This window comes from uncultured Aquimarina sp. (genome assembly GCF_947495315.1).
Taxonomy (GTDB): domain Bacteria; phylum Bacteroidota; class Bacteroidia; order Flavobacteriales; family Flavobacteriaceae; genus Aquimarina.
Genome location: NZ_CANLYD010000001.1, coordinates 133,342 through 157,535 on the forward strand (window position 1 = coordinate 133,342; position 24,194 = coordinate 157,535).

Consider the following 24,194-nt stretch of genomic DNA (forward strand, 5'->3'; position numbering starts at 1 on the left):
TACAGAATACTGTTATGATTTTTAAAACTGAATTAAAGTTTTAGGGAAAGTTTATCGTATTAAAGAAAAGTTCCCTTTACGGATTCTTCCATCACCTAATTTTACCTGGAACCAATATTCGCTGGAAGGCATTAATCTTCCACCATATGTTCCATCCCACCCATTTCCTGAAGGGATTAACTGTTTCAGCAGTTTACCACTACGATCAAAAATATAAATAATAGAATTGCCCAGTACCTGAGATGATATTCCTTCTACATTCCAGGTTTCGTGAAAACCATCACCGTTTGGCGTAAAATATTTAGGAAATCCTACAACAGAAATATCCTGAGTAACTTCTCCACATCCGTTTTTATCTCTTACATATACTGTATGAAATCCCGGAGGAACATTCGTGAACGTAGGACCGTCTTGATAGGTTCTGATGTTACTTCCATTATATGCGATTGTATATTCGTAATCACCAGATCCGTTTACATTGATAGTAACAGTATTATTATCTGATGCATCATTGATCTCAATAGGTTGTATGATCGTAGCAGGAGAAGATATTGTGACGGTTACTGTTCTGTCTTTGGAACACCTTGTTAATTGATTTGTTACCGTTACCGTATATGTTCCTTCCTGAGTAATGCTAATACTTTCTGTAGTTTCTCCAGTAGACCATAGATAATCAAAATTATTAGAGTTTCCAGATTCTAGTCCTGAGTCGATAATAACGTTAGCATCTTCACATAAAAAAGCTTCACTTACTTCTTCAATATCTGGTAATGGATTGATAAAAAGTGCTACTTGATTAATACCAAAGCATTGATTTAGATTATCCTCTACTCTGGCATAGACTATATCTTGACCTTGGGTCCCAGCTGTAGTATTGGTATAGGTGGTTATCGGATTAGTTTCACTTAATGCATCATCAATAGATTCATAATAGACAACCGATAAGTTAGGGGTGGCAATTCCATTAATAATATCTGCATCAGCATCACTCATTATAAATTCGGCAAAACCATCTTCTGTGCCATCATCATCACAAGTTGGCAAAGATGCGTTATTTGCTGAGGTTATACTTGCCTGAAGATCTAGAGTAGTGACCCTAAAGCAATTATTAATATCATCTATAATCCGAACAAATAATTGCTGATTAATAATTGTGTTTTGATAGGTGTCAGTATTTGTAATTGAAGGTGTTCCCGCGTTAGCAGATACTATATCTTCAAAAAACATAACAGTTCTATCTGAAGCGCCACCTGTAATCTGGTCCGTTGCTTCGTTCAGATTAAACAATGTGATTCCATCAGTGAGATCGTTATATTCATCACACTGTATTAAGGATGATGGAGTAGCAACTGGTAATGGATTGACTTGTATATCTAAAGTTGTAATACTACTAACACATAATGAAGATGAAATGTCTTGAACTCTAATATAAATTACTTGAGGATTAGTAATGTTTGTGTATGGTACAGTCTTGTCAATACTATTAGTACCATTTTCGGCATCAACTAGCGTTGGGTGATAGGTGATGATGTTATTGGGAAGTGCTATAGCATCCAGGATTTCAGGGTCCTTGTTGTTTAATAAAAATGTAGCTATTCCGTTAGTGTCATCGCCATCATTATCATTATCACAAATACTAAATGGAGTTGGTGTATTTATTGCGGGTTTTGGAAGTATATTAAGTATGAAACTATTTACGATAAAACATCCTGTAATAGTATTTTCTATGCGAAAATATATTATTTCTTTGTCTTCAGTACTTAAATATGGACTTACTAGAGGTTGATCACCAGTATTAGCATCAGCGGCATTATTGTAATACGATATAACCGTGTTGGTTTGTGAACCCAGGATAATAGGAGTATTACTATCGAGATCAAAAAAAGTCATTCCATCATCACTATCACCTACTATATCACATTCTGATAAATCAATATTTGTTGTAGCGTTATTTATAGGGCTATCAGGTAATAATGCAGTTCCAGTAAATTCAAGATCAAAACCTCCATTCTGAGAAAAGTTATCGATGAGAATGTAGTATTCTTCTCCTGCGAGAGCATCTATAGATCTTACAAAACCATTTCCTAGATTTCCTGGACCTTCTGTTGCATCTGTTTCAGTATCGCTAAGTCCTGTTGTTGTAGCTACATTAGCTGCAGGAGGATTTGTGGAAGAACAACGGATAGAACTACCTAAAGTAGAGCAAGTAACATTGGGGCCATATACCGCAAAATCATAATCTTCTTGAGGACTAGAAGATTGTGGAGTTATGGTGAATGCCAAAGTACCGTCTTGAATGATATTAACTCTTAGCCATAAACTTTGAGATTCAGTAAAACCACAACTAGGCGGATTGTTCCCAGCAATATTAAAATCTGAAATACCTGTACCATTAGAGTTTAATTCTAAATTAGTATTTCCACAGACTAAAATAGCATTAACACAATCTGTAGGTTCATTTTGAGAATAGCTGTAAAAAAATGATATAAGAAGTACTAAGGTGATTAGTAATTTTTTCCTCATTTACAATTTTTGTTATACAGCGAATATACTAATAATAAAATAGTACATTAAGGTGACCTTAACAGTAAATGATATATTATCTAATTAGTGAGAAGCTTCCTTTACGGATTCTTCCATCACCTAATTTTACCTGGAACCAATATTCGCTGGAAGGCATTAATCTTCCACCATATGTTCCATCCCACCCATTTCCTGAAGGGATTAACTGTTTCAGCAGTTTACCACTACGATCAAAAATATAAATAATAGAATTGCCCAGTACCTGAGATGATATTCCTTCTACATTCCAGGTTTCGTGAAAACCATCACCGTTTGGCGTAAAATATTTAGGAAATCCTACAACAGAAATATCCTGAGTAACTTCTCCACATCCGTTTTTATCTCTTACATATACTGTATGAAATCCCGGAGGAACGTTTGTGAACGTAGGACTGTCTTGATAGGTTCTGATGTTACTTCCATTATATGCGATTGCATATTCGTAATCACCAGATCCGTTTACATTGATGGTAACAGTATTGTTATCTGATGCATCATTGATCTCAATAGGTTGTATGATCGTAGCAGGAGAAGATATTGTGACGGTTACTGTTCTGTCTTTGGAACACCTTGTTAATTGATTTGTTACCGTTACCGTATATGTTCCTTCCTGAGTAATGCTAATACTTTCTGTAGTTTCTCCAGTAGACCATAGATAATCAAAATTATTAGAGTTTCCAGATTCTAGTCCTGAGTCGATAATAACGTTAGCACCTTCACATAAAAAAGCTTCACTTACTTCTTCAATATCTGGTAAAGGGTTGACAAAAAGTGCTACTTGATTAATACCAAAACATTGATTTAGATTATCCTCTACTCTGGCATAGACTATATCTTGACCTTGGGTCCCAGCTGTAGTATTGGTGTAGAAAGTGATTGGATCAGTCTCACTAAGAGCATTTTCATTAGTTTCATAATAAGAAACGGCAAGATTTGGGCTAGCGATTCCTATAAGAACTTGTGCATTTGCTTGTGTAAGATCAAATTCCCTGAAACCGTCTTCTGTACCATCATCATCACATTCGTTTAAAATTGCATCACTAGCTGATGTAGTGCTTACTAAAAGATCTAGTGTAGAAATTCTAAAACATTCTGTTAGGTCATCTATTACCCTAACAAAAAGTTGCTGATTAGCTACTGTATTTTGATATGTATTTGTATTTGATATCGCAGGGGTTCCTGCATCAGCCGAGACTAGATCTTCAAAAAATAAAATTGAACGATCTGCACTACCTCCAATAATTTGATCTGTAGCTTCATTAAGATTGAATAATGTTATACCATCATTGGTATTCAAATATTCATCACATTGAGATAAAGATGTATCGTTTGCTACAGGTAATAAATTAATAGTTACAGAAATCTCTATGGTGTCAAAACAAGCTATGTTTAGATTATTTTCTAATCTGGCATATATCGCAGTCATTGTACTTGATAATACTGCATTTGTAGGATCTGGAATCGGATTCGTATTATTCTGCGCATCTACTAGAGTAGTATGGTAACTAATAGCATAGTCAGCAACATTTTGACCGTTATAAATGTCACCATTTACTGAAGTTAAATCGTATGTTATCATGCCATTAGTATCATCGCTATCATCTGCATTATCACAAGAAACTATTGGATTAGTTGCAAAAGCTGTTGGTCCATCAAAAATCTCAATTTGGAAACTAGTTGTGTTATTGCAGTTTATATTTTCTATATTTTCAATTCTCGCAACAATGGTTTGTGGATTGTTTTCGGTTGTAAAATTTTGAGGCAATACGTTGGTATCAGCATTAGCATCTGCTAGTGATCTGAAATAACGCACCTGAAACTGATTAGGGTCTTGAGTTCCTAAAATTGTAGCATCATATAATGACAGGTCTAGATCTGATATTCCATCATTATTCTCATCACAAATGATTTCATCAGCAGGGGTGTTTTGAACAGTAGGGACTTCAAAAAAGGTCGCGTTAGCAACACCAATCAAAGGGCAACTACCATCATTGAGATCAACTTCTAATCTATAATTTCCGGTAGTAGTAATATCCAGAAAAAAGGTGTTGTTGGTAATCTGAACATCATCGACAAACCATGTGTATGTTGCTGTGGCAATATCTTGGTATTCTAATCGATAAGTATCTCCTTCACAAAGTATAAGATTTACGTTATTAGGATCTCCACTGTTAATAATATCAATAGTTTGTGCAAAAATCGATTGAATAAATGGTGGTAGTCCTATTCTGGAACCTCTTCTTCCATCTATATTTACTAATACTCCTCTATCACTATAATTAATATTAGCTGCCAACTCTTCGGGGTTCTCTATAACTCCAAGGTAGTTTCCAGTGCTAGAGTTAAAGTCAAACAGTGCTCTGTAGATTTTTCCATCGGGTCCTAGCTGTAATGCTCCTGCACTAAAAATAGATGTATCTTGTCCGTTTTCATTTAAGATTCTTGTTCCGCTAGCCGCTATTTGGTTGTCTGGTAATGTGAGGTCAAATTGCATCAAAAAACCTTCTCCTTGACCACCAACTCCCAAACCTACTGTAGTATATAAACGTTCTCCACTTTGTGAAAATTCTATTCCATATGGGGCATCACCATCGTATAATTCTATTTCATTACTAACTATTCCTGTACTATTATCAAAATCATAAAACAATACCTTTCCTGGTCCATCACCGCCAGTGACATTGGTTAATCCAAAATGCACTACAGCTAATTTGTCTCCTTCTGGAGAAGCTTTTAGATATCCTAAGGCATTCCGTCTATAACCTAAAATGGGAACCGTTACTCCAACTTGTGATGTTACGGGAGTGGTGTTTACACCAGTTTGGTCTACACTAAACGCATAGTAAGTATCAATAAAATGCGTAATCACCCAAAAAGAATCACAATCATCACTTTTTACAGCTGTGATTTTTTCAGAACATTTATAAGAACTTTCAACATTATCTGAAGGGTTGTAAGTAATCAGAGGGATATTTTTTTCACTAACAACTACATCTCCTAATCCACCGTTTAAAGTCATATCCACAACAGAATAAGTAAACCCATTATTAAAACCATCATCTTGGTTAGCTGGGAATCCTGTATTTTGATTAGGATAGGTAGCTGCATTTTCGTGATGGGGTTCATCTACTGCAAAAATAAAATATCTATTAGGGACATTGGGTTGAGGTACAATCAATGCACTTGAGGTACTTGATGGATCACCCAATAGACCAGTGCCACCATTGTAATTAGCATTAGGCATCACCTGACCATTCCGGTTCCAAGCTGTTCTTCCATCTGTGTAAAAAAGTAATTGACCCGTGGCATCAGAAATAGTAGTGCACCCTTCTAGTGTATTTATATTTCCATCTGTAAGAGGAGTAGGAGGTGTCGTGCTGAAACTTATTCCTGCGTTTTGTCCAAAATACCAATTATTAGCTTCTCCTTGCGCAAATAGTGAGGAGCCTAATAAAAATAAAAGAACAGTTGATGCGTATTTCATGAGTTGAGTTCAAAAACTCAAAGATATCATAAATCTCTCTTTTTTAGAAGATAATATGAAAGTCTCACAAATATTGCAGTCCAAACTAATACAATTAGTATCTCATACCAGTGTACAGCATAGTCTCTCTGAAATCCTTCGCCAAGTTGGTTAGCTGCAGCTTGTATAAAATTTAATCTAGACCAAGGTTCATTAATAAGATTCGCCATACTATCCAAAGGTAAGAATGGGATCATTTTGTAAATCAAGTCAGAATCGAATTTCCATTTTACTAAATTTGCTAACCCCCAAACAATTGCTTCAATAATTTGCCAAAAAATAAGAAAACCAAGGGCGAAGGCAGAACGTTTAATGAGTATTCCTAAAAACATACAAAAAGAAAAGAACCCAACTAATTTTATGAAGTATGCAAAGATAAATTCTAAATCTGTAATGATTATAGAGAATTCATTGTAGTCCGAAAATATCAAGCCTAAAACCAGTGCAACCGTAAATAAAAAGATTGTTGATATTAAGGAAAAAACTATTACCGTCAGGAATTTAGAGGTTAAAAATTCTTTTTTACTTAATCCGTCAATAAGATTTTGCTTAAGGGTTCTATTGGTATATTCATTAGCCATTATGGAAACAATAACAATAGCTAGAAAAATCTTTAGCCAAGCAGCAATATACGAGGTAAAGTGCCATATGTAAGGAAAGTTAAAGATTCCTTGATCTGCTAATCTAACTTTTACCCCTCCAAGATTAAACTCATAAGAAGCTATAAGTGCAATCGCTGTTATTAATACAAAATAAGTAATAGTAAGTACTTTGGCAGACTTATTAAATCGTAATTTCTGAAATTCTATATTGAGTAATCGTAACATTGCTTTAGTTTAAATTGTTGGTTAATTGTAAGAACTGTTCTTCCAGACTTTCTTTGCGTTTTACCAGATGGGTAAGCGTAATACCAGCCTCGTGCAACTGCTTGTTCAGACTTTCTGCATCTAATTCGCGATTTAAAAAAGCAATAAGTTTGTCTTCTTCTTCTTTAATATTTCCAAAAGTATTTTGTTCAGACAACCATTTTTTAAGTACACTATTTTGATTACTATTTAATTCAAAGAAACCATGGCTTGCATTCATTTCATCTACAGGACCAGAATATAGTTTTACCCCTTTACGGATGATAACCACATGACTACAGACTTTTTCTACTTCATCTAATAAATGCGAAGCCAAAAGAATTGTAGTTCCTTTTGAGGCAATTACCTTAATAATTTCTCTGATTTGATGAATCCCTTGTGGATCTAAACCATTTGTTGGTTCATCAAGAATAAGAATTTCTGGATCATTTAGTAGAGCGGAAGCAATCGCTAAACGTTGTTTCATACCAAGAGAGAATGTTCTAAATTTACTGTCCTTTCGATCCAAAAGACCAACAAGCTCTAACTTCTCTTCAATTTTATCAGCGGGAACTTCCTTAATTTGACAGACAAGCTTCAGATTTTGAGCAGCTGTCATATATGGATAAAAGTTAGGACGTTCTATAATTGCTCCTACTTTTTTAAGAGCCTCATGTGTAGAGGTAGTTCCGTCAAACCAGGTAAAATCTCCCGAAGATCTATTAACTACATTAAGAACAATACCTAGCGTAGTTGATTTACCACTTCCGTTAGGTCCTAAAATACCATAAACGTTTCCCTTCTTTATAGTAAAGGAAAGGTCATTAACGGCGGTTATTGGTCCGAATCTTTTGGTAAGATTCTTCAAAGTTAGAATAGTTTCCAATTGTATTTTTTTTGGCGGTTATATTAAACAAGACGACTAGTATTGATTTTTGTTACAAAAGGAATGTTGAAAAAACGAACTTAATAATGATGATATACAAAAAAAGACCAACTTTATTAGCTGGTCTTTTTTGTGTAAAATCTTTTTGATCCGTTATTTTATTTTAAAATAATTTTTTTACTTAGTTGTCTTTGATCCTTTAATGCAAGTGTAATTACATAAACACCACTACTTATTGAATTCATAACGATAGTTCCCGAAGTTCCTATATCTTCTTTTCGAAGAATCTTTCTTCCATTCATATCATAAATGTTAATGCTTTCTACTTTAGAACTGGTTTCAGATATTTGATATGTAAGCGTTTTGTTGTTTGTAAAAATATAATACCCTTCCGCTTCAAATTCAGGTGTAGATAGCGTAGCATCATTTTTAGCTATTTCAATAAGAAATTCACTACATAGCTTTGCAAATTTTGTAGCATGTTCTGCAGTTCCGGATATGCTAAATGTGTCATTTCTAGTATGGATATTTGGGTTATATTGAGAAAAGCTGGCTTCAAAAGGAAAAGAAGCTTTATATCCTTGGCTGTTCCAACTAGCGTGATCAGAACAACCATAGTTACATAGAGCAGTACTGTATGTAAGTTGATGATCTCCAGATGCATTATAGTGGTCCATTAATTGTTTAAAAAACGCATTAAGAGTAGTATCTGTATTATCAGAGATAAAATAAACATCATTAACAGAGCCATTATAATTGGTCATATCAAATTGACCAACCGCAACTACATTTATGTTATTGGCTTTATAATCTGCTGCAATTTCTGCCGATCCTCGAAGTCCCACTTCTTCTGCAGCATATGCCATCACCTCAATAGTTCTTTTTGGCTGAAAACCGATTTCAAATAAAGCTCTTGTCGTTTCAGTAATCGTTGCAATACCAGATGCATCATCGTCAGCTCCTGGAGCGTCATTATTTCCTTGGGAAGAAGTAGAATCTAAGTGACCCCCAACAATCACAAATTCATCAGGAAATTCTGAACCCTGAATAGTCATTACTACCGATTGCATTGGAGTACTAGTATGATTTACTAATCGTACGCTAACATCTGTTCTGTTATAGGTTGTAGCCATGGTTTCCCATTTTACTTTTAGATCTTGAGCTGATTGTGCTGCAGCGTTAGAAGTATGGTATCTTGTTCCATAATTTTCAAGTTCCGTTATATGGTTTGCGATATTTTGAGTATTAATAGCATCCATTGCCAAATTTACTATAGCATCTTCTGTGATAGTAAATGCCATTTTACTTTGAGAAGCACTTTTATTGTCATTTAATAAAGCTTGTTTCGCTTGATTTTCTGAAGATTTATATATAAATCCAGGACCGTGAACTAAAACACGACCGTGTAATTTATGACTTCCTTCTTCAGATATCAAAACAGCTGCTTCATTTCTTCGTTTAGCAATTATCTTTATTTCGTTAGGGTATTCTTTTTGCAGGTCTTCAGCATCTATTAAAGCCATGGTGGCATAGAATGACGATGATTCTTCTTGAGCAAAAGTGACTGTGATTGTTAGTAATGATAGCATTACTAATGAGATGAAATGTTTCATTTTAAAAGATGTTGAGTTTAGAATATGACTGTAAAGATAAGTATTTGCGGGTCATGCACATATTTACTTTCCTAAAAAGAACTTACCAATTACATATTTTGGTTAATTTTATAATCATGGAAGAAAAGTTAATGTCTAAGAAGAAACCTACCTATCCGATTAATGATAGTCTGGATAGTTATTTAAAAGAATGTAATCGTAAAATTAAAATTCCGGTGTTTTATGATGATTTGTTGAGGTTTTCTGGTTCCATAGTTGTGTATGATAGTAATGATCAGGATACGTTATGGATTCGTGTATATTATGAAGAGCATGAGCGGCCAGAAATAGAATCCAGTTTAAAAAAGGTGTACACGATACTCCATTCTGATGGAAACGAGGATGCTATAGAGTTCCTTAATATAGATGCAATTGATTACTGTACTTTTGGGAATTCAAAACCGTTTAGAGTTAGGGTTAGAAACATCCTGAATGATAACTACACCTATATTTATGTTAAAAAAGCTGATGCTTCTCGTATCTATGGATTAGAGTTAGAGCATATGTTTTCACCTAATCGGATTAACTTTTTGGTGTATAAAAATACATTGATAGAAGAGCATATAGCAGGAATCCCCGGAGATGTATTTATTAAAGATTTTTTACCGGACTTAAGTGACCAGGCAAAATCTCAGATAGCAAAAGAGTTTGTGAAATTCAATGAGCGTTGTCAGATGCGTTTGTTAGGGGATATGCGATCCTATAATTATGTAATCATCCCAATCCATGATTTTGAACATGTAGAATATAAAATTAGAGCGATAGATTTTGATCAACAATGTTTTGAGGGTAAATTAAAAGTATATCAACCACAATTTTTTAAAGAGAATTTTGATATGGTTGCTATTGTCATGAATAAACTACAACCTAGCTCTATTGAACAGTACAAAAAAGAGGAGCGTTCTGTTTTGGCAAAACGAATATTAAATTCTCGATCGCGTTATGAAACACTCATAGATTGTATGTGTAAGGACACTGTTTCTACAGAGGAAAACCTCAAAGAATTAAGAGAACATTTATATAACTTTACATTAGATTTAAAATTCAGGAGAAGTAAATCTATGGGTGAAGTATTAAAAACAGCATTAGATTTTGTAAGAAGAAATTATGAAAATGTGAACATGAAAAGATTGTTAGAGGGATAGAGTGTGAGAGGTGAGTATGTGAGTTTTTAAGTGTTAGTTTAAAACTCACATACTCAATGACTCAAATGCTACTTAATTTTTTTCTCTAGTTCAGCATTTTTATGTTTTAATGCTTCTACTTCTTTGATAAGATTTTCTGTCTTTTTATTTTGCTCAATCATATAGAGTGTAAGTTCTTCTATTTTTTGAAGCAGTTTTGCATTCATTTCTCCTAACTGAATACCGTTTTTTGCTACTTCTGCTGCGGAAGGGATGTTTTCTAAATGTCCTTTTTCTGCGATATGGTTTTCTACCTGTTGTAGTGTTGGTAGGTTATGGTTATCTTCGAATACATAGTCAGGCCAGGCATTGTATAAAGCAACTTTAATCTCTTCTGCTGCTATTTTTCCGGCAACTCCTAATTTAAAGCCTTTGGTATCTGCGGTTCCAATACCGACATTTCCATTTTTCATTATAGACATTTTACTACTTCCATCAACTTGAAAACCAAACCTAGAAGTAGCAGACCCACCTGTTATATTTATATAACTATTTCCATCTCCAGAGGTGAAAAGGTTTACATATCTACCATCAGAATATGATGTTTTAATTACTCCTCGTACGTCTAGTTTTGCTAAAGGATTTGTAGTCCCAATACCTACATTACCAGTTTTATTAATTGATAATCTTGCGGTAGGACCTGCTGTGACAGTATTAGAAGTTCCTAAGAAAAAATTACCATTCACTGGATCAAACCTTATTTCACTTGAGTATTGTAAAGGGTCTAAATCTACTCCGCCAGATGGCTTGTATAAAAAACCTATAACTTTATGTCCACCATCGTGGAAAGTATATGTATTTCCAATTTGAAGTTTTTCTTGCGGATTTGTCGTTCCAATCCCTATGTTTCCGTCTCCTTTAATAGTCATTCTAGGATTTCTACTATTAGAACCTGTATTAAAATAAATGCCATCATACGCATTAATATCCAATGCATCAGGACTATTATCTCCATCATCATGTGTTAGGATTGATAAATTATATTTGTTTGATGATGAAAAACCTTCTCTAAAAAAAAGGCCATTTTGATCTCCTGTCTGATACGCATCTAATAAAAAAGATCCTTCTACATGGAGTTTCTCTATTGGATTTGTAGTTCCGATACCCACATTGCCATTAGCCGCCATTGTCATTAATTTTTGATCATAATTGGTCCATACAAATAAGGGTCTGTTTTGTACAGCACTATTTAATCTTCTTGCGTTAAAATTTATTAGTGCATTTGTACCATTATCCATAGCATCTGATGTAGATCCCATAATTGATATAGAATACCTGTTATCTGAATCATGATATCCTTTAATTAGTGGAATAAATTGATTTGCAGAACCTGTACTATTTGCTATCTGTAGATAATCTGAAGGAGCATCAGAAACCTTAAATCGCATTAGACTTTCTGTTTGTCCTGTGTTTGATAATATATCTAGTTTAGCTCCAGGGTTTGTTGTTCCTATACCTAAATTACCAGAAGGATTAAGAGTCATTAAATGCCCTGTTCCTTTATTAAAAAAGTACATATTCCCTATTGTCTTTTCAATGCTTCCTATATAAAGTTGATTAGCTCCATTTAAGCCAAAAGCTCTAGTAAAACCTGTTCCATCATTTTTTTGAACCCTAATGTAATCCGAAGAGTTGTTTAAATCTACATTTTGAGATTTTGCCTCGATAAAAATGAGTAATACTACTATTATGAATACTGTTTTTTTCATAGTTATTTTTTGATTATTTAGTTTTTGATTCTAGCTTTTCAAGACGCATTTGTAATTCAATTAACATGCTGCTTGTTGATTTTAATTTTTTGTTTTCTTCTTGAAGTTTATAGATTTCTTTTTGTTGGTTCTCTGTCTTTTTATTTTGCTCAATCATATAGAGTGTTAACTCTTCTATTTTCTGAAGTAATTTTGAGTTCATTTCTCCTAATTGGATACCGTTTTCTACTACTTCTGCAGCCGAAGGAATGTTTTCTAGATGTCCTTTTTCTACGATATGATTTTCTACCTGTTGTAATGATGGTAAGTTATAGTCATTCTCGAAAACGTAGTCAGGCCAAGTATTGTATAGGGCAACTTTAACCTCTTCTGCTGCTATTTTACCTTTTACACCTAGTTTAAAACCTTTGGTGTCTGCGGTTCCAATGCCTACATTTCCGTTTGATGTTAAAATCAAATTGTTTCTCCAGCGCCATGCTCCATTGTTTATATAACGTGTTTGTAATAACATTCTGCCACTGGCATTAGCATTACTTTCGTTATCCGGTGTGACCATAATCCTACCTTGTTGCCAAGAATTACCCCCATTAGTATTAGCAGGTACGACAAATCCGAGAGTGGCTCCTTTTGAAACAGATCTTGAAGTATTTGTTCCTTCTATAATCAAATTAGCATCATATCTATTAGTAGAGAATTCATCAATTGAAGTAGATGTAATCTGTAGTTTGGCATTTGGACTTGTAGTTCCGATACCCACGTTACCTCCATTAGCTGATAAAAAAACGTTAGTAGGAGTGTCATATCCACCTAAATACAAAGAAGAGGTTTCTCCATCTGTTCTTATAGGCTCAATAACAGCTCCAGAAGTTCCGTGCCAAATATTGAGATATTTGTCAGTTATTGTTTCTCTATAGATTCTTAACGCATTTCTTTCTAGAGCATTTAGGTGTAATTTAGCATCCGGACTTGTCGTTCCGATACCTACGTTACCGTTATGTTGAATTCTGAATCTTTCAGTTGCTCCAGTGTACAATCCTAGTCCAGTTGCATTAGAATGTAGGTTTTCTGCAATTGCAGAGATTCCAATCCATTTATTAGTTTCTCCTGCATAGCCTGAAAGAACTTTTAGCCCAACAAAATCTCCATTATTAGAAGCGGTACCAGCAATTTCTTGTAGCCAACCGGATTGATTTTTCTTAATATGAAGTACTGTATTAGGAGTTTTCGTTCCGATTCCTACATTGCCACTAGTCAGAACACTCATTAAAGGAATATCACCGTTGTATCTTCGGTTGATGTCAAATCTATTACTGCCATTTGGAGAAGTTATATTAAACCAACTACCTGACGAAGGAGTTCTAATTTGAAATTTTTCCGAATTAATATTTCCTCTAACTTCAAGTTTTTCAGCAGGAGTTGTAGTTCCAATACCTACATTACCGGTATTTTCAATTTTATTAGTCTGTCCGTAAGAACTAAAAACGATCCCTAGAATTAGAGATGATACGATTCTAATTTTTTTCATAATTACTTTTAATAGTTGTCTTGTGGAGCATAGTAACTCTACAAAAATTTATAATGCTTTTATATACGTGTCTTGAGATTACTAATTGTTACCTTGAAAAATGAAGTTTTTTTAAATAAAGGCGCGAATTTAAGGGAAATCTAAGATTTTTTCCCAGTGCAAAGGTGAAATTTAAACAGAGGTTTGGAAGGCAGATTTTTTTGGATATCCAAAGTCAGAAGTAAAAGGATTAATAAACTACCTTACCACTTCCGACTTCGAGCTTTTTACATTTTAATCTTTTTGCTCTTTATTAAAGTATACTAGATAGTAGTACATCTGTTTTTCTTCATCCCAACCTTTTTCAACAAATTTTTCTGCTGATTCAGGATTGATGAAATCCATTTTGATCTGAATATTGGTATCCAGATTAATGGTGTTTTTTATCTTTTTTCTTGCCGCAGATACTGCTGTGTTTGCAATCGGAAATTCCGTGAGATCTTCTATATGATATTTTGGAGCTTTCTCTGATTTATAGTGCTTAAACTCAGGAATTAGATCTGGATTATCGATGACTTCATTTAGAAAAGCAGATTCTTCAAACGTATCATTTTTTGCAAAGTGATTTACAGCTCGATTCATAAACATCACTTCCTCTTTTTTATCTTCGGCAGGCAATACCACATCTTTTGCAAAATCCTGACAGAACTTCATATACTTTTTTGTATAAAAGTTTTCATCCTCAAAAGCTTCTACTCCTAAGAAATGTTCTAACCAATATTTAGTGTCATAACGGTTAGAGTCTACAGAAAGAATTTTATATCCTTCTTCTTTTTTATGATTAAAGATCAAGCATCCTTTATCAAGTTTGTTAAGGTTTACACCTTGCTGATGCAATAATTCTATGTCACTCCCTTTTTCTTCAAACTGAAGGAAGTCATATTTTAATTCTGACTTAAAAATCCCAATAGCAGCTGTTTTTTCGTTGTCTATAGTTAGATTTTCTAGATAAGCAATGTATACTTCACCACTTTTAATATGTGGATGTTGTGACTGTTCGTATAATAAAGAAGTAATTCTTTTAGACTTTTCGTGCGCAGAAGATGGGTTGTCAAAAATTTCAGTAACTATCTTAAATAGCGGATTAAATTCTACATCTACTTCATTTGCGAATTGAAAATAGTTTTCTTCTTTTTCTCTAAAGGGTTTGAAAAAGTATTCTTTTAACAAGGCTGTTAACTCATCATTAAGTTTGTAAGGAGAATCAGAAAGAAATATATTCTCGTTTCTACTTTTATTTCCTATTCTGTGAATCGAAAGCGATTCTATTTGGGTACTGTATAAGTTGATCATATTTTTTAGTTACAGAGAAGCAAAGCTACAAAGTATCAAAGATTTAATTAAGAATCTTTGATTTTTCTGATATAGCTAGATAGCATGCGCTCTATTTCTCTAGTGTCTTCGTATAACGAATTAAAATTATTTTCTTTTAAAAAGGAAAGATTTTTTCCGATTTCTAACTGCGTCTGAACTTCAAACAATGAACTAATTGAAATATTTAGGAACCGAATATATTCTTTTTTACTCTCTCTACCATAACCTTCTGCAATATTACTGGGAATTGAAACGGAGGCTCTTCTTATCTGAGAAGTTAAGCCATATATTTCTTCTTTCGGAAACTTTGCTGTTTCCAGATAAATATTGTTGACTAAAGTCATAGATTTTTGCCATATTTTCAGATCCCTATAGGTGCTCAATATTAGATTTTTAGCTTTTTTAAAAATTTAGACTTTGTAACTTAGATTCTTAGATTCTTAGATACTCAAGATTTAATTCCAATTTTCATCAAACCCTAATTCATCGTAATCATCGAGATCCAGAAAACCTTCTTCCTCATTAGTGTCGTCTAGATTATCTGCTTTGAATTCTTTATCAGGAGCATTGTCAGGAATTTGACCATGTACAAACATAACGCTTGGATACTCTTTTCCATTTTCATATTCGGCAATTTCAGCAAGTTCTACCAAAAAAGTCCACATACTAAGAAAATCATATATATAAATCAATCGGGGAGAAACTTCATGAACAACATCAATCAATGATGTTTCATTCATCAATCTTACTGGCTGATTGCCATCACTCATATCAAAAAGAGAAATCTCTTCTCCTTGATTCCATTGTTCATCACTAGTGTAAAAGGAAGCCATTTCCATACCATCAAAACCAAAAGATTGGTTGATTACGTTATGAAACTGCTCTAAAGTAGCATCTTGCTCTATTTCGATATCTCTAAAAACATCTTCTTCTGTATCCAGGATAATTCTGAAACGGTAAATCATTCTTGATTAATTTGGATGGACAAAGATACAAACTTGTTTCTGACTATTTTTAATTTTCAGGCTTCAATAGCTTTATTTTTATACACCTCTAGCATAATGTAAAACTGTACTCCAAACAATAAAGAAGATAATACTAAATGTAATGGTTGTGACAAAAAAGGAAAATCAAAATAGTACATCAATATACCTGTTAATGCTTCTAAACCAATTAGTACTAGAACCCAATTTAATTTAGATAAACCGAATTGCATTTTTTTACTATACCAAAGAAGCCAGGCGTTAATAAGGACAACTAAAATAGAAAATGACCTATGGATGTAAAAGGTAAATGTAGGTGGATTTAGCCATTCTGATTTTGATAGTTCACCAACTATTTTTATTTGTTCATCCACATATTGTCGTACTTGTGTGCCTAATGCAACTTGAACTAAAGTAAGAATAACTGAAAAAAGGAGAATACTTTTAAAAGTAGTGTTAAATTCAATAGATTTAATTCTGTCTTTCGTTAAGAAAAGAACATATAACAATATTGCTAAAATAATAAATGCTACCAGCATATGAACGGTAATTCTTAGCGGCAATAAATTAGAGTCTACCACGATTTTACCTAACCAGGCCTGGAATGCCATTGCTAGGATAGTGATACCGGCAAATAATGTAATTTTTCGTTTTTGTTTCCAAAACCTTAATGATAGAATAAACATCAATAATATTGGTATTCCTGAAAGCACAGTAACTAACCTATTGATATATTCAATCCAAGTATGCCAGACATTAAATTTGGCATAATCATGCTTTGTATATGACTTCCAATTACTAGGGTTATATGTAAAAGAAGATGTAAAATCTCTAGCTGCAATTCTCAATTCTTTGTTCAGGATTACAATAAAACCTTCCTGATATTCGTGATTAGACTTCCACTGAATTTGTGCTTCCTCTGTAGGAGGAATATAATATCCAAAGCACTTAGGCCAATCCGGACATCCCATTCCAGATCCTGTCATTCTGACTACAGCTCCTGCAATGATGATCAAATAAATCAGTATGATGGATGTGATAACAAGTGGTCTGAAATATTTTTTCATAAATTAAGAATCTAAGTACAGTCTTTTTTCTATTTATTATTTTTAAAAGTTCAAAATATAGCTATCAAAAGAATCAACTTTAAACTATCAACTATCAACTATCAACTATCAATCCCAGTTCTTCACCTTTTTTAATCATAAACTGATAAGCAGCGTTATGTTCATTAGATATTTCTCCTTCCAGAATAGCTTCTTTGATGGCTTCCTTAATGATTCCGATTTCACGAGAAGGTTTGATATTGAAAGCTTTCATAATTTCTTCTCCACTTACCGGCGGCTGGAAATTACGAATATGATCGCGTTCTTCTACCTCTACCATTTTCTGGCGGACTATCTTAAAATTGTTGTGATACTTCCTAAAGCGTTTTGGGTTTTTGGTTGTAATATCTGCTTCGCAAAGGGTCATTAGCTCTTCAATATAATCACCTGCATCAAATACTAATCTCCTTACCGCAGCATCCGTAACATCAGACGCAATAACAATAGGGCGTGAACTCATCAATACCATTTTCTGAACAAACTTCATTTTGTCATTCAAAGGCATTTTTAGACGCTTAAATAGTTTAAATACCATTTTAGAACCGACAAACTCGTGACCGTGAAATGTCCATCCCACTTTTTTACTAAATCTTTTGGTAGGAGCTTTACCGATATCGTGCAATAACGCTGCCCAGCGTAACCATAGATCATCTGTGTTTTCTGATATGTTGTCTAGAACTTCTAACGTATGATAAAAATTGTCTTTATGTTTCTGACCTTCGACCTCGTCGATACCTTTTAACGCTATCAATTCTGGTAGTATATATGGTAATAAACCTGTCTTTTCTAACAGTAAAAATCCAACAGAAGGTTTTTCGCTTAATAAAATCTTATTAAGTTCGTCAACAATACGTTCTTTGGTAATGATCTTAATGCGATCTTTATTTTTAGTAATTGCTTTTAAAGATTTTTCTTCAATCTTAAAATTGAGTTGCGTAGCAAAACGAATGGCTCGCATCATTCTAAGTGGATCATCAGAGTATGTAATATCCGGATCTAATGGTGTACGAATAATTTTGGATCTTAGGTCTTCTAGTCCATTAAAAGGGTCTAAAATATCTCCAAAGTTATTGTTAGAAAGATTTAATGCTAATGCATTGATAGTAAAATCTCTTCGGTTTTGATCATCTTGCAAAGTGCCGTTCTCAATAATTGGATTCCGACTATTTTCTCGATAAGATTCTTTTCTGGCTCCTACAAATTCTACTTCTATATCATCGGCTTTTAGCATTGCCGTTCCGTAGGTTTTGAATATCTGAATTTTTGGATTGCCTGGTAATAATTTAGAAACTTCTTTTGCTAATTCAATACCACTACCAACGGCTACAATATCAATATCCTTAGCTGTGCCTCTTTGTAAAACATAATCTCTTACGAATCCTCCAATCACGTAGCTTTCTAGCTGAAGATTCGATGCCGCTTTGGATATAGTATTAAAAACAGAATATTGTAATGCTTCTTTATAATTTTTAGCTTCCGACATGAATCAATTTACTTCCTGATAATTTTCACTGTACTATCGCCTCCTATTTTGATGATAGAGGAAGGTTTAGCATCTTTGTTTTTCAACGGCAAATTTACAACATAGTCTACGCCTTCCAAAATCTCCTTACTTATTTCTTTTAAGTTTCGAGGTGTGGATTTTCCACTAATATTGGCAGAAGTAGAAACAATAGGTCGCTTAAATTTTCGAATCAGTTTTCCGCAGAAAGGATCACGAGCTACTCGAATTCCTAGTGTGTTATCTTCTGCGATTAGATTTTCTGCTACTCGTAAAGGTCTATCGTAGATAATCGTGGTTGCTTTTTTAGCGTATTTTAGTATGTCATATGCTACTTCGGGAACTTCTTCCACATATTGCTGAAGCATTTTAAAATCGCTAACCAGACATAACATAGCCTTACTATCTGCTCTTTGTTTTAAAGCATATATTTTATCTACAGCTTCTGCATTAGTAGCATCACAACCAATTCCCCAAACGGTATCTGTAGGGTAGAGGATAAGTCCTCCTTTTTTTAGGATGTTTATTGTTTTCTCTATTTCTTCTCTGTGATCTTCCATTATTATATTGAAGTAGGAGTATTATTAATATTATACATTTTATAGTAAGAAAAGTTAAAGTAAATATAAATACAATTTTAGGCAGTAACATACTATTGACTCAAGACATTTACTTATGTGATTGGCCAATCACTAAAATTTCCTGAATGCACAGCAGGATAAACTTTGTGCAAAAATAATTTTAAAACCTAAATATTATGAAAAAAATCATTTTTTTATTGATGATTAGTGCAGGAATAGTATCCTGTGAGAATGAAAGCAACGATTTTGTTGATCAAGAAACTAGTAATGATCTATCTATCCAAAAGGAAAAAGAAATATTTTCCTTTGATAACTGGGAGGAATTTAGAAAAAGCTATCTAAAATTTGCAAAATTAAGTACAGAAGAATTAGAAGGAGTTTCTTTTTTAACTTCCCATTATGATGAGGAAATGGAAATTTCTTATGCTTTGCAGGGAATTTTGAATAAAGATAATCAATTTAGATTAGCAGATAAGATTATTTGGTTTGATCAAGGTAATTTTTATGAATTTGAGAGTGATGAAGAAATTGCAACTCAGAAATTAAATATAGAAAATCTTAAGGAGGTTGGTTCTGTGTCTCAGATACCTGTTAGTCTTTCAGAGGATACAAGTTTAGCGAAGACCGTACCAATCTCTAATCAATATCAATTCAGAAAGCAAAGCTATATAGAAAATTGTGGAACGGGTATAACTCAAGGACCTTCGCCTAGAGCATTCAAATATGTACACGAGGCCTTTGCCGAATTAATAGTTTCAGGTTCTCCATTTTATCAAGTATACCAATATGCATTACATTTAAGAGTAAAATTAGAATACAATCATAGAGGAAATAGTTGGAGACTTTCAGGAGAAGGTAGAGATATTTCAATCAATTTGACAAATACTTCTTTTTTAACGAATCAATTAGGTTCTAATCTTTCTACTGGAATTGGGGCTACAAACTATCGAACTATAAGATTTTCTAATTCCTGTGCTTCACATCAACAAGAATTGCTTAATGAGGTTAGAGCTCCCGGATTAATACCTAATTCTTTTTGGAATATTAATGTAAGTGGTACTATAACTCAGAAAATGTTTGGAGATACAGAGAGTAATCGTTGGAGAGATACTGTTAATTGGTAATTAAATATTATTTCCAAATTGTATAATTATAAAAGTGGGAATCCTTTATTGGATTTCCCACTTTGATATAAAAATATGTCAGTTAAATTTTGGAACTATATTTTCTGAGTCAATATATTTTGGGACTTCATTGTTTATTGTTTCTCCAGAAATAACCTTTTCATATAGTTTTAGATATGATTCTGTCATTACTTTAGAATTGAAATATTTTACCGCATATTCGTGACATCTTTTTGGATTGTAATCAAATTCTCTAACGGCTTTTGCGATTTCATCGGCGTTAGTACCCGTAAAACCAACTTCTGATTTTATTAATTCCGGTAATGAACCGTTCTTTGTTCCGAAAACAGCACAACCGGCATACATGCTCTCTGTAATTGCAATTCCAAAAGGTTCGTGCCAAACTACAGGAAAAACTAAAGCTTTAGAATGCTGAGCGACTTCCATCTTTTTATCATTTTCAACCATTCCGTGAAAAATAATGTTCTTATTCAAGATATATTTCAAACCTCTTTTAAAATTTCTAAAGGTCCATCGTTCGCCACCCATAACGTGTAGTTTATTACCTGATTTCAGGGCAATATCAGCAGTTCCAAATAGGTTTTTTACTTTCCAGGATGCTTTGGCTAAAAAATGAAGATATTTTCTATCATTATCCAATATTGGATCAGGATAATCATCCCAATCAATTCCGTTATAAACAAAGGCGGTAGATCCATATCTTTTTGCATGATTTCCGGATACAAAAACCATATTAATATCAAGGAGTTGATCTGGTGAAGGATTACCTTCCATAGTAAAGATATAGGGTTTGCCAACCGCTTGGTTTAATGTATTAAAAAGATGAACTACATCAACATCTGCTGGGATCTGATCTTGTAATGTTTTGTTTTCGTCATATACTAGTACAGTAGCAAAATCAGAAGAGGAACCTTCTTTTGCTAAAAAGTAGATTTTATGTCCTAATTTGGAGAGTTCTTTACCAAGCCCCCAAATCACTCGTTCAGTTCCACCATATTTTTTTGCAGGCAATAGTGCAGTTTTATCTTCTATAAGTATATTCATTTTTTAGTATCAATAATTTTAATAGTTATTTTTTTACTACCGTAGCATATTGCAAATATCTCATATCCATTGCGGTAAAAAATAACGGGAGATTGTAAAGATATGGCTTGATAGATTTTGTTTTATTAATACCTTTGTGTGTTAAAATTTTATACCCTAAACGAGTATACATATTGGCTATACTTTTCCCTGTAAAGAATCTTAGATGCGTTTTATCCATGATTCCGTGATCTTCATATTCCCAATTTTTCTTAAGAACAAGATTCTTTAGGGCACTGTGATATCTCATATTTGGAATGGAACTAATGATTACTCCATCTTTAGATAATTTGCTCTTAATCTTCTCCAAAACCATATATGGATCTACAAGGTGCTCTAGAACATCATTGAAATAGATAGCATCAAAATACTCATCAGGAAGTTTGTCGATAAAACCTTCTACTTCTCCAATAAAAACTTTGTCAAGCAGCTTCTTTGCTTTTTCTCCTTCTTCCTTCATTAGTTCAATTCCCCAGGTTTCGGTTTGATATTTTTCTTTAATGAAAGAAGCAAAAGCTCCTTCTCCGCATCCTACATCTAATAATGTTTTAGTGTTTTCGGGCAGAAAATCCAACATTTCATGACGTGTGTTATTAAAATAATTATCGGGTTTATTATCGTAATCCATCGATCTGCTTATTTTTTTGAGTTATAGAAAATTATTATTAGTCAGTTTTAAACCAAAACTAGACTGTTGTTTTATTATAATTCTTAATATTGTACAATATTTATTTGTATGAAAGTTACATTAATCAGCTTGGATAATTGGGGTTTTAATCAATTCATTGCTAAAGAATTAGAGCGTCGAGGAATAAAGGTGTGTCAAATCAATTTTTACCAGCTACGCTATAAGTATCCTTCATTTTTTCATAAGGTTTTTAATTTCTTTGCAAAACTATTTTTTAAATATAACATAAAAAAGAAGTTTTTGGAGAAAAAAATTCTTGAGGAACTAAACAAGAACGGGCATCAAGATAAAATATTGATTATTAAAGGTGATTTTTTGAACCCAGATTTTATTGAAAAGATACGCCCTTACACGGATAATTTACTTGGCTTTTTTAATGATAATTATAAAAGATCTCCCAAGATCGCAAAGATCTATAATGAGTTTGATAAGGCATTTTCTTTTGAAAAGGATGATGTAGAGCGTTTCAGTTTTTCTTTTATCACCAATTTTATTTATAAAGAAGAATTATCAAGTGAAGAAACTCTAAAACAAGAAGTTTTCAATATTAGTTCTTCTGGAAAGAGAGATGTTGTGATTCAGAATATTGCTAGAGCATTAGATAAAATAAATATTAAGTATAAAATTGTAATTGTTGGTAAAAGTGAAGAACATAAAGATGACACCCATATTTTGTACACAAAAAAAACTATGAACTTACACGAGGTAGAAGGTTTGATCGCTCAGTCTAATGTTTTATTAGATGTACATCGTGAGAATCAATCTGGTTTAACCTTTAGGGTTTTTGAAAGTATGGGGTTTTCTAAAAAGCTGATTACAACGAATAAGGATATTGCTACTTATGATTTTTATAATCCAAATAATATTTTGATAGTGGATAAAAAGAATATAGAGATCCCTAAATCTTTTTTTGAAACACCATATGAGCCAATTCCAAAAGAAATCTATGATACATATACTTTACCTTTATGGGTAAATGAAGTCTTTGGATTTTAGAAATTTAAAAGTATGAAAAACCACTCAAGTATAGCTTTATTGATTTCTACCTATAATTGGCCCGGAGCATTGGATTTAGTATTAGCTAGTGTTTTGAAACAATCTGTTTTACCAACAGAAGTCATGATTGCTGATGATGGCTCTACAGAGGAAACTAGATTATTAATAGATAGTTACAAGAAAGTTTTTCCTGTGTCTCTAAATCATATTTGGCATGAGGATAATGGTTTTACTAAGACTATAATTCTTAATAAGGCTATAGCAAAAATCAAATCTGATTACATTATACAAATTGATGGAGATATTATTCTTCATAAACACTTTGTAAAAGATCATTTGAATGCACGTAGGGATAAAATGTTTCTTTATGGGACTAGAGTTACAATTACCAAAGAAAAGTCTTTGCGATTAATGGCTAAAAAGAAGGCGAATTTGAATATTTTTTCCAGTGGACTCAAAAAACGTATGAGGATGTTGTATTTGCCTTTTGTTTATAAAAATAGAAAACCAGATAAAGCTATCTCTACAAAATTAAGAGGTGCTAATATGTCGTATTGGAGAAAAGATGCAATTGAGATTAATGGATACAATGAAGATTTTTTAGGTTGGGGTTTTGAAGATTATGATTTTGGACAGCGATTGACTTTTTTGGGAGTAATGCCTAAAAGATTAAAGTTTGCAGGAATTTGTTTTCATATTTATCATAAAAAAGCAGTATTAGAAAATCCTGAGAAAGGAAACGAAATTCAAAATAAAACCATTGAAGGTAGGGTTAAAAGGTGTAAAAACGGAATTGATAAGTATTTGAAAGATGATTAGGTTTTTTCTTTTTTAATCTTACTTTAATACTAAGACCAAATAAGTGTCTTTTT

Annotated in this window: 19 protein-coding genes; 4 read left to right on the forward strand and 15 right to left on the reverse strand. The window is 33.1% G+C overall.

Annotated elements, in window-relative coordinates; all coding sequences use genetic code 11:
- Positions 1 to 51 precede the first annotated feature (51 nt).
- From Q0910_RS00590 to Q0910_RS00610, 5 genes are all read right to left on the reverse strand, one after another.
- Positions 52 to 2,523, reverse strand: coding sequence for a T9SS type B sorting domain-containing protein (locus Q0910_RS00590; RefSeq protein ID WP_299211094.1), 2,472 nt, complete (start codon positions 2,521 to 2,523; stop codon positions 52 to 54).
- Between the two features lie 76 nt (positions 2,524 to 2,599).
- Positions 2,600 to 6,046 carry a T9SS type B sorting domain-containing protein gene (locus Q0910_RS00595; protein WP_299211097.1) on the reverse strand — a complete coding sequence of 1,149 codons (3,447 nt, stop codon included), beginning with the start codon at positions 6,044 to 6,046 and terminating at the stop codon, positions 2,600 to 2,602.
- 26 nt (positions 6,047 to 6,072) lie between these two features.
- The gene (locus tag Q0910_RS00600; protein WP_299211100.1) at positions 6,073 to 6,912 is read right to left on the reverse strand and encodes an ABC transporter permease; all 840 of its coding nucleotides are present in this window, start codon (positions 6,910 to 6,912) and stop codon (positions 6,073 to 6,075) included.
- Between the two features lie 4 nt (positions 6,913 to 6,916).
- Positions 6,917 to 7,816, reverse strand: a complete 900-nt coding sequence (locus tag Q0910_RS00605; protein ID WP_299211103.1) for an ABC transporter ATP-binding protein — start codon at positions 7,814 to 7,816, stop codon at positions 6,917 to 6,919.
- A gap of 158 nt (positions 7,817 to 7,974) precedes the next feature.
- Positions 7,975 to 9,429, reverse strand: coding sequence for a M20/M25/M40 family metallo-hydrolase (locus Q0910_RS00610; RefSeq protein WP_299211106.1), 1,455 nt, complete (start codon positions 9,427 to 9,429; stop codon positions 7,975 to 7,977).
- Positions 9,430 to 9,545: 116 nt separating this feature from the next.
- Between Q0910_RS00610 and Q0910_RS00615 the strand changes: the two genes are divergently transcribed.
- A complete protein-coding gene (locus tag Q0910_RS00615) occupies positions 9,546 to 10,613 on the forward strand; it encodes a hypothetical protein (protein ID WP_299211109.1) in 1,068 nt (355 codons plus the stop codon).
- Positions 10,614 to 10,681: 68 nt separating this feature from the next.
- Here the strand turns inward: Q0910_RS00615 and Q0910_RS00620 are convergent, their stop codons facing one another.
- The 8 genes from Q0910_RS00620 to Q0910_RS00655 form a co-directional block, all read right to left on the reverse strand.
- On the reverse strand, positions 10,682 to 12,361 hold the full coding sequence (locus tag Q0910_RS00620; protein WP_299211112.1) for a hypothetical protein: 1,680 nt from the start codon (positions 12,359 to 12,361) through the stop codon (positions 10,682 to 10,684).
- 13 nt (positions 12,362 to 12,374) lie between these two features.
- Positions 12,375 to 13,886: a hypothetical protein gene (locus Q0910_RS00625; protein WP_299211115.1), complete on the reverse strand. Its 1,512-nt coding sequence runs from the start codon at positions 13,884 to 13,886 to the stop codon at positions 12,375 to 12,377.
- Between the two features lie 273 nt (positions 13,887 to 14,159).
- Positions 14,160 to 15,218, reverse strand: a complete 1,059-nt coding sequence (locus Q0910_RS00630) for a nucleoid-associated protein (RefSeq protein ID WP_299211118.1) — start codon at positions 15,216 to 15,218, stop codon at positions 14,160 to 14,162.
- Between the two features lie 47 nt (positions 15,219 to 15,265).
- Entirely contained in the window at positions 15,266 to 15,622 is a 357-nt protein-coding gene (locus Q0910_RS00635; RefSeq protein WP_299211121.1) for a four helix bundle protein, read from the reverse strand.
- Positions 15,623 to 15,694: 72 nt separating this feature from the next.
- Positions 15,695 to 16,204, reverse strand: a complete 510-nt coding sequence (locus Q0910_RS00640; RefSeq protein WP_299211124.1) for a hypothetical protein — start codon at positions 16,202 to 16,204, stop codon at positions 15,695 to 15,697.
- Between the two features lie 56 nt (positions 16,205 to 16,260).
- The gene (locus Q0910_RS00645; protein ID WP_299211127.1) at positions 16,261 to 17,289 is read right to left on the reverse strand and encodes a COX15/CtaA family protein; all 1,029 of its coding nucleotides are present in this window, start codon (positions 17,287 to 17,289) and stop codon (positions 16,261 to 16,263) included.
- Between the two features lie 94 nt (positions 17,290 to 17,383).
- Positions 17,384 to 18,811, reverse strand: a complete 1,428-nt coding sequence (locus Q0910_RS00650) for an HD domain-containing protein (RefSeq protein WP_299211130.1) — start codon at positions 18,809 to 18,811, stop codon at positions 17,384 to 17,386.
- Between the two features lie 8 nt (positions 18,812 to 18,819).
- The gene (locus Q0910_RS00655; protein WP_299211133.1) at positions 18,820 to 19,389 is read right to left on the reverse strand and encodes an L-threonylcarbamoyladenylate synthase; all 570 of its coding nucleotides are present in this window, start codon (positions 19,387 to 19,389) and stop codon (positions 18,820 to 18,822) included.
- 197 nt (positions 19,390 to 19,586) lie between these two features.
- Here Q0910_RS00655 and Q0910_RS00660 point away from each other — a divergent pair, with 197 nt between their 5' ends.
- Positions 19,587 to 20,534 carry a hypothetical protein gene (locus tag Q0910_RS00660; protein WP_299211136.1) on the forward strand — a complete coding sequence of 316 codons (948 nt, stop codon included), beginning with the start codon at positions 19,587 to 19,589 and terminating at the stop codon, positions 20,532 to 20,534.
- A gap of 78 nt (positions 20,535 to 20,612) precedes the next feature.
- Here the strand turns inward: Q0910_RS00660 and Q0910_RS00665 are convergent, their stop codons facing one another.
- Together Q0910_RS00665 and Q0910_RS00670 are read right to left on the reverse strand one after the other, a co-directional pair.
- Positions 20,613 to 21,599, reverse strand: a complete 987-nt coding sequence (locus tag Q0910_RS00665; protein WP_299211139.1) for a glycosyltransferase — start codon at positions 21,597 to 21,599, stop codon at positions 20,613 to 20,615.
- Between the two features lie 25 nt (positions 21,600 to 21,624).
- The gene (locus tag Q0910_RS00670; RefSeq protein ID WP_299211142.1) at positions 21,625 to 22,266 is read right to left on the reverse strand and encodes a class I SAM-dependent methyltransferase; all 642 of its coding nucleotides are present in this window, start codon (positions 22,264 to 22,266) and stop codon (positions 21,625 to 21,627) included.
- 108 nt (positions 22,267 to 22,374) lie between these two features.
- Between Q0910_RS00670 and Q0910_RS00675 the strand changes: the two genes are divergently transcribed.
- Positions 22,375 to 23,322, forward strand: coding sequence for a hypothetical protein (locus Q0910_RS00675; protein WP_299211145.1), 948 nt, complete (start codon positions 22,375 to 22,377; stop codon positions 23,320 to 23,322).
- A 12-nt stretch (positions 23,323 to 23,334) separates the two neighbouring features.
- Complete coding sequence (locus Q0910_RS00680) at positions 23,335 to 24,141, forward strand: glycosyltransferase family 2 protein (RefSeq protein WP_299211150.1); 807 nt, start codon at positions 23,335 to 23,337, stop codon at positions 24,139 to 24,141.
- Positions 24,142 to 24,194: the final 53 nt, after the last annotated feature.